The organism is Glaciimonas sp. Gout2, from assembly GCF_035018905.1.
In the GTDB taxonomy this organism is placed as follows: Bacteria; Pseudomonadota; Gammaproteobacteria; order Burkholderiales; family Burkholderiaceae_D; genus Glaciimonas.
Map to the genome: position 1 here is coordinate 22,858 of NZ_JASJXA010000019.1, position 13,036 is coordinate 35,893.

General features: G+C 49.6%; 7 protein-coding genes and 1 pseudogene. 5 read left to right on the plus strand and 3 right to left on the minus strand.

What is annotated here, in order from left to right:
* Positions 1-6 precede the first annotated feature (6 nt).
* Positions 7-1,155 carry a Fic family protein gene (locus tag QN379_RS14070; protein WP_323506919.1) on the plus strand — a complete coding sequence of 383 codons (1,149 nt, stop codon included), beginning with the start codon at positions 7-9 and terminating at the stop codon, positions 1,153-1,155.
* Positions 1,156-1,300: 145 nt separating this feature from the next.
* Here the strand turns inward: QN379_RS14070 and QN379_RS14075 are convergent, their stop codons facing one another.
* A complete protein-coding gene (locus tag QN379_RS14075) occupies positions 1,301-2,005 on the minus strand; it encodes an IS6 family transposase (protein WP_323506933.1) in 705 nt (234 codons plus the stop codon).
* 493 nt (positions 2,006-2,498) lie between these two features.
* On the opposite strand from QN379_RS14075, the gene QN379_RS14080 reads away from it, so the two are divergent.
* Positions 2,499-4,013: a sensor domain-containing diguanylate cyclase gene (locus QN379_RS14080; protein WP_323506934.1), complete on the plus strand. Its 1,515-nt coding sequence runs from the start codon at positions 2,499-2,501 to the stop codon at positions 4,011-4,013.
* Positions 4,014-4,234: 221 nt separating this feature from the next.
* On the opposite strand, the gene QN379_RS14085 is transcribed toward QN379_RS14080, so the two are convergent.
* Positions 4,235-5,500 (minus strand): ISKra4 family transposase, encoded by a 1,266-nt coding sequence (locus tag QN379_RS14085; RefSeq protein WP_323506920.1) that lies wholly within the window; start codon positions 5,498-5,500, stop codon positions 4,235-4,237.
* Positions 5,501-5,565: 65 nt separating this feature from the next.
* Positions 5,566-7,017 (minus strand): ISKra4 family transposase, encoded by a 1,452-nt coding sequence (locus QN379_RS14090; RefSeq protein WP_323506921.1) that lies wholly within the window; start codon positions 7,015-7,017, stop codon positions 5,566-5,568.
* A gap of 469 nt (positions 7,018-7,486) precedes the next feature.
* Here QN379_RS14090 and QN379_RS14095 point away from each other — a divergent pair.
* The 3 genes and pseudogenes from QN379_RS14095 to QN379_RS14105 all read left to right on the plus strand — a co-directional run.
* A pseudogene (locus QN379_RS14095) lies at positions 7,487-7,633 on the plus strand (ISKra4 family transposase); the annotation flags it as partial.
* A 361-nt stretch (positions 7,634-7,994) separates the two neighbouring features.
* Positions 7,995-11,486 carry an AAA domain-containing protein gene (locus QN379_RS14100; RefSeq protein ID WP_323506922.1) on the plus strand — a complete coding sequence of 1,164 codons (3,492 nt, stop codon included), beginning with the start codon at positions 7,995-7,997 and terminating at the stop codon, positions 11,484-11,486.
* Positions 11,483-12,949 (plus strand): hypothetical protein, encoded by a 1,467-nt coding sequence (locus QN379_RS14105; protein ID WP_323506923.1) that lies wholly within the window; start codon positions 11,483-11,485, stop codon positions 12,947-12,949. The genes QN379_RS14100 and QN379_RS14105 overlap by 4 nt, the downstream gene beginning before the upstream one ends.
* Positions 12,950-13,036: the final 87 nt, after the last annotated feature.

Here is a 13,036-nt window from a genome sequence, read left to right on the forward strand (position 1 = left end):
TTTAAAATGCACCGATCCGCTGGCACCTACGTCATCACAACAACATTAGGCGAAGCGATTCGCGCTTTCGTTCCGCACGCTTTGCCGCCGGCTGATCCTCCGCTCTCTCTGGACTCCTATGCTGCACAGAACCGTGCAGCGGAACTGGCACTTGCCCGTTTATCCGGTGTGTCAGGGTTAGTGCCATCGGTCGATTGGTTGTTGTATAGCGCTATTCGGAAGGAAGCACTGCTCACCTCCCAGATCGAGGGTACACAAGCCACTTTGACCGATTTGTTTGATGAAGAGGCTGGTCTCGAGGTCAACAACAGCGACGACATTGAGGAGGTAACCAACTACTTGCGTGCATTTCGTTTCGTACAGGATAATCTTCGCGATACCAACGGGCTGCCAATCAGCGTGCGTTTGATTTGCGATGCACACAGGTTGCTGCTAGATGGAGTGCGAGGAACTGGCAAGCAGCCGGGCGAACTTCGACACTCACAAAACTGGATTGGCGGGAGTAGGCCCGGCAACGCTGTATTCGTTCCTCCACCGGCCGATCAGGTCGCCAACTTGCTGGGTGACGTGGAGCGCTTCATCCACGCCGAACCGGCGGCGCTTCCTCCTATGGTTAAAATTGCATTGGTGCATGCGCAATTTGAAACAATCCATCCTTTTCTTGATGGTAATGGGCGTATTGGCCGCCTACTGATCGCCGCCCTGCTGGAGCAGTGGGGATTGCTGCAAGAGCCGCTGTTATATTTGAGCGGCTATCTGAAACGGCATCAGGCCGAATACTACCAATTATTGTCTGGCATTCGGACAGAGGGTAATTGGGAAGCCTGGGTTGCATTTTTCCTTGACGGCGTAACCGCTGCTGCTGCGGAAGCCGAACGCAGCATCGTTGAGATCGCGAGCTTAGTCGCTGCTGATCGCCGTCGCCTACTCGACTCGCCCAAGTCCGGCTCTGCTGCCTATCGTTTGTTCGAGTTGCTGCCCATGATGCCGCGTTTTACTGTAGAGCGGGCACGACAAAAATTAGCTACTAGCTTTCCAACCGCAAACGCTGCGGTCAAGATGCTCACTGACCTGGGTATCGTCATTGAAATGACCGGGCAACGGAAGAATCGTAGTTTCGGATATCAAGCGTACATTGAATTGCTGGCGAAATAAATACCAGTCACGAACGCTGGACCAGAATACAGTTTATTTGAGCATCTTAGATGAGCTCATGTGAGAAGAGGGCGGTTAAAGCCGGAGGTACTCTGTACGGTTGTGTCGCATTAAGGAAAAAAGCTGAATTGAAGCCGTGGATGGTCTACCCGCTCTTATGCTGGACGGCCTGATCCAACGAGTGCATAAAATGTTGCGCTGCGGTTATTTTCTGGAAGCCCCTGTGCATTAGTTGTCCTTTGCGTATCATGTGCATGATCTCAATACCAGCAAGTATGATTTTAGCAGCCCGAAAAGATTTGAATCCCATCATCGGTTTGGTGATGCGTTTAACGGCGCGATGATCTTGTTCAACGATGTTGTTGAGATACTTTACCTGGCGCACGATGATGGCAATTCCATGGCTGATGTTGATCGTATTAATGGCTGCTTTATTGGCACCGCTCTTGTCCATCACCACTTTTTCAGGAATGCCTTTGTCAAGTATGGCTTTGCGAAAGAAGTGCATAGCGGCTTGCTTATCGCGCTTTGCTGTCAATAGAGAATCAACAGTTTGGCCGTCTTTGTCTACCGCACGATACAGATATTTCCAGTTACCTTTGACCTTTATATAGGTTTCATCCATACGCCAGCTGGCACCCACTCGGCGCTTCAGTTTGCGAAACTTTTTCTCAAATATCGGCAACAGTTTGAGCTCCCACCGATGCACTGTCGAATGATCCACTTCGATGCCGCGCTCACCCATCATCTGTTCCAGATGGCGCAGGCTCAATGGATACGCAATATACCAACGCACGCACATCAACATTATTTCCAACGGATAATGCAATCCTTTCAATGCCTTTGTCATTTCGGGAATCGGCCCGTTACTAGATAGTACAGATAGGTTCATTGCGGATATTTGTCGTCTGTTAAAACACAAATTCTAAACTAGTGACGTTATTGCGACAAAACCGCATTTTGTCCTCCAAAACTCGTTCGTGGAATCGAAATCCTGCCACTAATTTGCTCGATCAGCAACCTTAGCTAGCCCCCCATTTTGTCCGCTCTCTAAGCATAATGGGGTAACGTACGATATCGCACCTGCATGAGTAACAGGCATTCGCAGAAAAAATCGAGGTATTGAATCTTGTTTTAATTTCGGGATGAGTTTTCTTGCATTTTTTTTAAGTCAAACGGGCTCCATAAGCGATAATGGAATAAGAAAATTTATTTATGTTTCTTAAAGCTCTGTATGTATAAAACGAGGACCATAAAAATGGTCCAGGTGGATGTTAATAAAGGTCGGAACGAAAATCAGGCAATGGTTTTCAGCATTCCGCAGCTGCGATGGTAAACAACATATGATCCGGCGACCCAGCAGTGTGATTGGTGCGAGTGTGGCCATTGCTTGCGTGATACTTTCAATCGCTGCATGGATGCTGATTGAGATGCGGCATGATGCACTTGCGCGGGCCGAGGAGTCTGCGTTCAACGTGTCACTCCTGGTGGAGCGTGACACGGCGCGCACTCTTGAAGTCTATGACCTGTCTCTGCAGGCAGTTATCGCGGGGCTAAGCCATCCCGGCGTGATGAACCTGTCGCCTGACCTCCGCCAGATGGTGCTGTTTGACCATTCGGCGACAGCCCAGCACATGGGGGCGTTGCTGGTTCTCGACGAGACCGGCAACGTGGTAATCGATTCGAAGTCTGAGTCGCCCCTCCGCGAGAATCTGGCGCAGAGCGATTATTTCAAGGTGCATCGCGAATCTCCGAGTGTCGGCCTCTATATTAGTCGTCCTTTTGAGCCACCGATGGCCCCTGGTAGCCCCAGCATCGCTCTGAGTCGGCGCCTGTCGCACTCTGACGGCAGCTTTGCCGGTGTGGTGGTGGGGACCATGCACCTGAACTATTTCCGCAACCTGTTCGCCGGTATGAATCTTGGTACCAACGGGTCGATGGCGTTGATGCTCGCGGACGGGACGATGCTGATGCGCCTGCCTTACGACGCGAAGGCGATTGGCCAGAGCCTGATGGGCACCGCCAATTACACGCGCTTTAGTCATTCTCCCAGTGGGGACTTTTTCGGCACGGCCGCGATCGACGCCGTGCAGCGATGGTATGCGTTTCGGCACATCGGCAACTTTCCCCTGGTTCTCGATGTCGCCCTTGCTACCCGGGACATTTACGCTGAGTGGGATCGCCGCGCGTCGATCATCGGGTCACTGGTTGGTGCAGTTGACATTATCATCATTATCCTGGCCGTGTTGTTCGCGCAGCAGCTCAGGCGTCGTTTGGCGATGGAAGCCGAGCTGCGGTCACTCGCCAGAACGGATGGACTGACGGGACTCGGTAACCGGCGGGCCTTTGACGAAATTGCGCAGGCAGAATGGCAACGGGCGCAGCGTAGTGACCTGCCACTGTCGCTGCTACTAATTGATGTCGATCATTTTAAGGGTTTTAACGATCTGTATGGCCACCCGGCGGGGGACGATGCGCTCGCGGCCATCGCTCAATGCATCGCCCAGGCTATCCGGCGCCCGGGCGATACCGCCGCACGCTATGGCGGCGAAGAATTCGTCGTGCTGTTGCCGCACACTGATCAGCCAGGCGCGGTCCAAATTGCTGAACACATTCGCACGGCGGTGCAGGCGCTCAAACGCGATCACATGGTCAGCGCCCATCATGTAATGACAGTCAGTATCGGGATTGCCTGCACGGCAAAGTGGCATTTTGCGACGCTGCGGGCGTTCGTCAATGCGGCAGACGCAGCACTTTATGAAGCCAAGGACGGTGGTCGTAACCGGGTTGCCAGCAGGCCCAAAGCCAGTACACCCCACGTCGTCGCTCCATCAGATAACGTTCAGGCCATGCATTGAAATGCGCCAGAAACACCTTCGGCTCACGTCTCGTCAACGGGAGTGTTAAAAAGGCTGGGGTTTTTGCTCAGCCCCCTGACGTAAAAGTTCAAGGAATCGGCTTATGTGCTCCGGCAATTCGCTCATTTTCTTGTAATAAGCGGCAAGCTTCGCCGGAAGATCGTCATTGATCACGGCACACCGTACTTGTGCCAGCAAATGCGCCCCGCGGGGTGTCCACCTCATCTGTTGACGCTTGCACATTCGGGCATTGATGATTTGGTTGACGGCAGATTCTGCCATCCCTGTTGAAATCGGCTTGTTTGCATCTGTCGCTTTGCATAGGCGACAAGTGAAGTCTTGTGGCCTTCGATGTACATCCAAAGATCTCGCAATCGATAGTCCAGATGACGCAAGCTCTTTTCAAAGGCAGGCGTCTCTGCGACGATGATTCGACACAGCAGAAGCGCCTGTCGGATTTTATCCTCAGCTTTCTCAAAGCTGGCATGCCAAAAGCACCATCGCAGTTTTGTCATCTCTCGATGCAGGAGATTCTTTGTATGCGTTTCTGTCTCGGACCATGCCAGCATACCTTGCGAGATTTGCTCCAGATATCGGATGCGCATAGAGAGATGGAACCAGTCCAGGATGGGCGTTACGGGAAACGGCAGCTGACGATGTATGCTTTGGACGCCATTGCCGCCATCCGTAATCACACACACCTTTGGAGACGTGGTTCCTGCACATGTCTGAAGCAATGCGGCAAATCTGTCTGCAATCGACGGAACTTCGCTACGCACAAGAGCGAAAACGCGAGGCTTCACCCCTGAAGCAGCAAGACGTCCCGTCAGTATCTCGAACGAGGCCGGCCGTACCTTCTCTCGTCCTCGCACGAATCCGCCGTCGACTGCGATTGACCACTCCGTGTCCGGTGATAGTGCTTCGCTGGGTGCCAATTCAATAGCGTCTATCCTTGCCCCTACCCGTAATGTCCTATTCCGTACTGTCACATGATTCAGCTTTTCGGTCCCAGGCAAGAATTCTTTCATCATCACAACCACCTGCCGGTATGGCATCTGCGCGGCCAGTCTTGACTGCAGCAGGAGCAGGAGCAGGAGCAGGTCCGGTGCAGCACGTTCCGGTATGATTTGCGATAACGGGCTAAACAGAACCTCCAAATAGAAGGGCGGTTCGCATGGACACGACATGAGTCTCGGGCTACGAACGCTGACGGTACCGAATACGGTATCAATCTTGAGTCGCCGATAGTCCTTCAATTGCGTCTGTCGTCTGCAATGACTGCACACGCGTCGTATTTCGCAGTACTCGTCCGCTTGCGCCGGAATCACTACTTGCTGCAACCCGGAGAGCAGTTGCTTGCCGTCGGCAAGCGATAATCCAATCGACTCTGGGTCGAGTAACTGGACAGGGCGGTCAAATCGCGCCACTTCGATTGTTGTGGTTTCGCCCCAATCCGTCACCAGCTCAGCCCGAACGACGATCTTCATGCTGCTCTCCCGAGAGTTGCTTACTAACCCCACATTTTTAACAGTCCCTCAATTTATTAACACTTTTACTTCGTTTTTTTATCACTTGAGAGCGGACGAAATCGGGGGCTGAACTCTTGATTTACGCAGCCATCGGGAAATCTTCCCAAAGATTTTTTTTGGGTGAACTTTGAGCGCTTTACGTACAGCGGTTTCTTAAAAATATCGGCAAACTCACCGTTGAGATCTGCTACGCGAATATGCAACAGAGCATTCGCGCCAGCAAGAGTCCAGCGCATTTGTCCCTTTTTCCTGAAGCGATCTCCGATCACAAAGTTAACCGCTGACTCCGCCAGGCTCGTCAAGATCGGAAGACCTGCCCGATAGCGGGCACCATCGTTGATTAACCGGCTCTGATCTGATCCCAGATAGCCGAGCAGGCCTTTCACTTGCTCCTGAAGCTTGTCGGACGTTATTTTAGCAACCTCGCGCAGCCGTTCGATCGCACCTTTTGCGCGACCATGCCACAGCCGCCATTTTGCAGACGCAACTTTCTTCATCAGGGTAGCGGCATCGTCTGGCTGCGAATGGCGCATGCCGCGAATCCGCTGGAGGATGTGCTCGAACCGCATTGCAATACGAAACCAATCGCGGATGCGCTGCACTGGCCGCCAGGGTAAATAAGTCGGGTAGGCAACATCTTCACCCCCATCGCTAGTGATGGCCACTGGTGCATCAATCGGAACGTCGTGCCGATGCAGGAAATGATGAAACCGGTCCAGGGCTGACCACATCTCGTCGTTCACGTATGCCATCGATGCTGATGGACCGTCCGGATGACGAAGTCGCGCGGCAATGATCGCAAACGAGCGCCTGCCATGACACTTTGCCGGGACCGAGCGAATGTAGCCAGCATCCACTTGCAACGCATAGCGCGGCTGCTCAAGCGGTCGATCCGGTAATCGAAGCGGCATACTATTGAAAAAATTCTCGGCATCGTATCGCGCCGTCTTATCAATCTGGTGGCCCACTTTACGAACCTGATCCTTGATCAAAGAACTGCGCGGAACCGCGTCAATGGGAAGTACGTCTGCCAGTAATGCCGAGGCACGCTGGTACGATACTGTGGCGACCCAGCGGGTCTGCAAATAAACAAGTTCCGGATGAGACCTCTCTGTCAAACTCTCCGCTAGCGGATTAAACGATGCGCCTTCGTGCCCAGAATGGCCGCAGATACAGGTTGAATAGTAGCGAGGACTATTAAGGTGAAGTTTGCCAAATGCAGTTCTGTAGACAATCGATGCAGACCCTTTTTTCGGCAGCGGCTCCCCGCATCGGCCGCACAGGCAATTCGCTGCAATCACTTCTTCCGCCTGTGCGATTGCAATAATTTGCTGAAGTCTTCCTATGAGCGATTTAACTTCAGCAAGCTGCAGACCGATCCCTAGTTTGACTGTCTTATTGGCATCTCTTTGAATCGTTGCAACGCAGGTACGATTTGGTTTGCCACCGATTCTGACTTCGATATCGACGCGCATTTTGTCCTCCAAAATTCGTTCGTGGAATCGAAATCCTGCCACTAATTTGCTCGATCAGCAACCTTAGCTAGCCCCCGATTTCGTCCGCTCTCTATCAACTTTACTTCGGTTGACGTCCAGGCGGCGCACCAACGTGCCGAGGCCATGAACCAGGAACTGGACATCGCTCGTAAAAGCATCCGGCGCCTGGAAGAATTATTGTTGGACACGCGCACTACCGCCGCGGCGATCGCGGAACGGCATGCCGGGCAACTGCAGCTGCGCGATGAGCGGATCGGCACGGTCGAAGAAGCGCTGGCGGCTGCGCGGCTGCGGAACTGGAAGCCAGTCAGGCGGCGACGGCACCTGAAACCCCTACGGCACCACGCCGTCTCGGCCCCGGAAAATCGCGCGCCCTCGTCAAACGCCGCTAGCGACGTCCCATTGAGTGCCGATGTAACCGGATTGTTATGCAAAGCGACAGAAAAAAAACAAGCCGATTTCAACGGCGATGGCAGAATCTGCGGTCAATCAAATCATCAATGCTCGAATGTCCAAGCGCCAACAGATGAGGTGGATAACCCGCGGTTCGCATTTGCTGGAACAAGTACGGTGTGCTGTGATCAATGACGATCTTCCGGCGAAGCTTGCCACTTATTAAAAAATATGAGCGAACTGCCTGAACACATAAGCCGATTCCTTGAACTTTTACTTCATGGTGCTGAGCAAGAACCACAGCCTTTTTAACAGTCCCAAACTAATGTCACAGGTCGCCGCCAGAAAATTTGAATAAACGAACGAATCGGGCGCATACCAGTTGCTCAGATGCATGTTGATCAAAGGACCACCACCGTCGGCCAAGCTGTGGGTTAGCCGAATTACAAACGCATTCATTCCAAGTAAATATCGACCATTTGTTGTCGTACAGTTACTCTTATTCTATTATCATAAGTCTACATTAGGAGAAACAACATACTTTTGATGTGCTAAAGGGAGCTATGATACAAGTTGAAATAGATGTAACTAAGATCCAAAAAAATCATACGAATGCAGGCGGCATTTCTACCGATCAAATTGAATCAAGCAATTCATTAAAAATAGGCGATCTACTTGATAGTCGTTTTCGAATTGCTGCTACCCCTGATCAAGGCGGAATGTCTGCTGTATATCGTGCTGACGATTTAGATTATGGAAATCAGTGCGCAATAAAAATCGCCCTTGAGGGGAGCGATATTAATCGAGCCGCGCTTTCTTTCAAACGCGAGGAGAAAGCACTCCGTGATTTATCGCATTCAAACATCGGGAAATATATCGGCAGTGGCCAGTCAACGAGTGGGAATTTTCTCGCATTAGAATGGCTTAGCGGCGGTTCTCTTGCAGAGAAAATACTCCGTGACGGGCCGATGCCATGGATGACCTTTTATGAGGAAGTAGGCAGGCCCATTCTTGAAGCCCTCGCTTACGCACATCAACGAGACTGGGCACACCGCGACTTGAAACCACAAAATATCCTTTTTGATTCCGAAGGTACGCCAAAAATTATTGATTTTGGAATTGCAAGGGATACTACGAAACCACAACTCAACAATACGTTCTATAAATCTGGCTCGCCACCATACACACCGCCAGAACCTGATGACAACTATCAGTCGACGCGACGCGACGTCTATTCTTGGGCAGCAATTGCGGTGTCATGCCTCACAGGCAAACTTTTCTACGATTATCAGGAATTGATTGGTGCCGCAGAAAAGCTTGGTGCAAAAGCCGTACCGAAACTTGCTCTCCAAAAATCTTTGAGCCTAAGCGTATCAAGCAGGCATGAAGGCGCAAATATCTTGCTTGCTGATACAGATATATTTCATGCGTCAGTGATTTCCGCTTCGCAATCTACGCTTGTAATTTATTTCATGACTCCGTCAGAAAAAGTAGTTCAAGAATTAAATGCTAGCTTTCCGACAATACCAAAAGAGCATGCAGGGAAATTTATTGAAAAGGATTTAAATTCTGTTTGGTCGGGTGCCCATGACAGAGACGCTAACACTATTGTAATTACTGGCGCAACCATTCGCGCCGTATGCAATATTGAAGAGACAGCATTGAAAATCTTGTCAATAAAATTTCTAAGTCCAGACCGAGCAATGGAGCTGAGAGGTATGGAAAGCTCAGTAGCCTCGGTGACGTTTTGCTGCGGGTATTCAAGAGATATCAAAGAAGGACGAGCATCTGTCCGCGCATTAGTGCAGCGACTGGAAATTATGGATGACATTTCCGCACGTGAGACTGAGGAGAGGACACGTAATTATTGGTTTGATTGTTGGTCAGACTTCCTACGCGAAAAAGAAAGAGTTTATAAATCCAAACAATCGGGATTTCACGCAACAAGGATAGTCCAAGATGGCGAGCTCTACATTGCTACGGTTGAAGGGGAAGTCGACAAAGAGCAGCTGGGTGAGTCTCTAGTAGTGCAAACTTACAGTGCGAAGCCACTCATTTTCACGGTGCTAGACGTACAGGCAGATCAGGTGATTCTTTCACTGAAATCAGGCGGAAGGTCAGACATACCGCATGGTTCGGTGACACTCGAGACTAACTTTGAAGCCGAGAGGAAGTCAATCCAAAAGCAACGAGCGGCTTTAGATGATATTAGGTCAGGAAGAGCGGTGAGCCCTACCATTGGGGCAGTTCTGTCAACGCCTGAAACGGCGACACCCGCGTTACTTTCGGGAATATCATTTCCCGACCATCTCAGCGAGGATAAGCGACAGGTACTCGATAAAGCCATGGGAGTAGAAAGCATTTTAGCTGTTAATGGGCCTCCTGGTACCGGGAAGACAACCCTCATCGCGGAACTTATCCATAGCTATCTAAAGCGGTTTCCAGGACGCCGGATATTGCTCTCGTCACAGACGCACGTTGCACTCGATCACATCATTTTGAAATTGGCAGAGAAAGGTTTGGCTGAAAGCGTAGTACGCATAATTTCATTCGGTGCTGAAAATGTACATAAGGTTCACAAGTCGGTGGAATCACTAACGCTCGAACACAAGGTTCGCGAATGGTGCATTAAGGCAGAGCAGCGTTCGGAGGAATTTATAGGAACATACGCACAAAGCCTAGGGCTTGACGCATATGAGCTAAAGGCGGAGCTCCTTGGTCGCAGCTATCTTGATACCTTTAATATCCTGGCTAACCTTCGAAAGGATAGGGAGGTGCTTGAAAAGCGCGCCGAGAGTATTGATGACGAAAGGACGAAGGAGATAGAAAATGGGCAAGCCCCCGACGCGGATCTTCTACTCCTAAAAACACAAAATGTTGTAATAGATAGCGACGAATTGAAAAGATCAATCGAGTCGGCTGAGGCACGTCTTAATCGAGTAAAGGTTGCCTTGAATAAGCTAGGAGAGCTGGGCGATCTATTTAGCGGAGCGTCCGGCGACGAGTTGAACCAACTATTGGACGGCTTAGTTAAAAACAGTAAACAACGAGAAGCAATTTTGCCGATTATTAAATTGCACATCGATTGGATAAATCGACTTGGCTCGGAGCGCTCGTTTCACAGTGCCGTACTGAAAGAAGCGAAAATCATCGCAGGCACATGCATAGGACTTGGAAGTACACCAGCATTTCATCAAGATAAATTCGATCTATGCATTATCGATGAAGCATCGAAAGCAACGGCAACTGAGGCTCTTGTTCCGATATCTAGAAGTCGTCGATGTATCTTGGTTGGGGACCCGGAGCAATTGCCTCCGTATTTTGAAAGAGGTAAAGACGAATCTGAAATCACATTTAGCGATGATGCCAAGAAGAGCTTGCTGTCGATACTTCTGGAAAGGCTTCCTCCCGAAAATGTCGAGGAGTTAATAGAGCAGCGCCGAATGTGCGAATCTATCGGTAATCTGGTCAGTGCATTATTTTACAAAGATAAGTTGGTAAATGTACGGATTGACAGTGAAAGGAAGAGGGACATCTCAAACTTGTATCCAAAGGCCGTGTGTTGGCTGTCTACCTCAAGAAAAAAATTAGCAGAACAGTCCACGGCAGAAAAATCATTTAAGAATGAGGGTGAAGCGAGATTAATTTTAGAGGAGTTGAAAAAAATATCGCGCAAAACAAGAAACAAGTCCAAGCCTGTTCACGTTGCAGTCATCTCTGCATACGCAGCACAAGTATCACTATTAAAATATCTTATCGATCAACATATCGGAGTTCATGCTGGTTTTTCTATCGAGATAAACACCGTAGACGCATTTCAGGGGCGAGAGGCAGACATTTGCATATACAGCGTCACTAGATCGAACGAGAGAAAACAAATCGGCTTTCAACGTGAGAGAAAACGATTAAATGTCGCACTATCTCGGGCGCGCGATGCATTAATTTTGGTTGGAGATGCCAGCTTCTGTAGTGAACTGAAAAGCGGCAGCCCATTCCTTGAAGTTCTAAATTATATTCATGCTAACCCCGATTTTTGTGAAGTGATCGACGTATGAATCTACATTTTGAAGTGGCACAGCGATTGGATAGCTATGACAATCAATCACTTGTCGATTATTTTCCAATTCACCTTCCTTGTCAGATCCTGGTCGTAGACATCGTAGGAATCGAACATAGAAAGACGCCTGCGGTTACTGAATTCATTCTTTTGTCAATTTGTGCAGGGCTGACAACACTTGAAAAAATCTCGGGGCTCTTGGGACTCTCTCCAGAGCATTGCAGTGATTTAATGAATGAGCTCATCTCAAGTGAATACATCGGCACTGATTCATTCGGTGGCTATGCGCTTTGGCGCAGGGGGAGCGAATTACTTCAGATGGGTGAAGAATCCGCCCCCATTGATCGGCGAATGCACATGGTTTGGGACCCAATATGTAAAAAATTCTTAGGGCGGGTCCCGATGTACACTAAAAAAATGGCTGCACGCAATGGAATCATAGTCCCCCTAGCAGGAGTGTTTAATCCACCTGATTTGAACGAAGTTGGAGCGGCGGCGTTAAAGGAGGCTCAGCTTAATGCTTCAGGTGGGCGCAACGGTCGCCCTTCTAACTATGATGTATTGAGAGTAACGACTGTACATAAGTCGATGGGTCGTTATCGCGAGGCACTCGCAATGGTTTATCGAACAGAACGAGGCGAGTTTTCGTTACGAATCGTAACAAATGACAACATCGACGATGAATTAACAACTGCATGTGCACAGGCCTCGATTGCAAAATTGGTGGGTGTCGATAAGTCATTTTCGTCGCGGCAGGGCGCCTTGGCAGTCCGAAAGCGACTGGCTGAGTTACCTAGGGCTACTAAGATGAGCGCAAATCTGGAAGGGCTCGTAAGGCGTCGTAGTATATTCAGATTTAAGATCGCTACGCTCGACGCCAGGCTGGTTGAAAACGATATCACGGATCTAAAATTAAAGCGTGAAATAGCAAGGACCGAGTTAGTCGCGATAGATTTCCAATTAGAAGCGGTCGCAATCTTGCCGGTTCGCTGTCACGAAATTCGCACATACATCTTAGCTGCGTTGAGAAATGCTCATCACCATGTTCTAATTACGACCACCATGCCAACCGCAGATAAATTTGACAATGAAATTTTCGGCGCACTTCAGGAGTGTATTGCTCGGAAGGTGAAGGTGAGCATCTACATTTCGGACCGTCAAAGTGAAGACGGGAATATTCTTGCACGCATCGATAAATTGAGTAAAACATCATTCCTGAATGTTCGATTTTTGACGGCAGAAGCCAGGCCTGTTTTTGAAGTTGAATACGACTTAGTAAGTCTATGTTTTTCAAACGAGCCGGGTTTTGGCAACAGACGTGCGCCCATAATGCCTAGAGAATTTACTGGCTACTTTGTATCCGATTCGAATCTGGTGAAAGCCTATTCCGAGTCTTATTTAGATTTCAAGGATGTAGATTTTATTAAGCATGTACGCGTAGTTAGCAAAGACACAGCGTAGCTTGGATTTTGAGCTGAAACGTCAGCGGCAGATTACCTAAAGTGTATTAGTTCAGACTTGATCTGACAGTAAAGCCTTGCCAAAGGG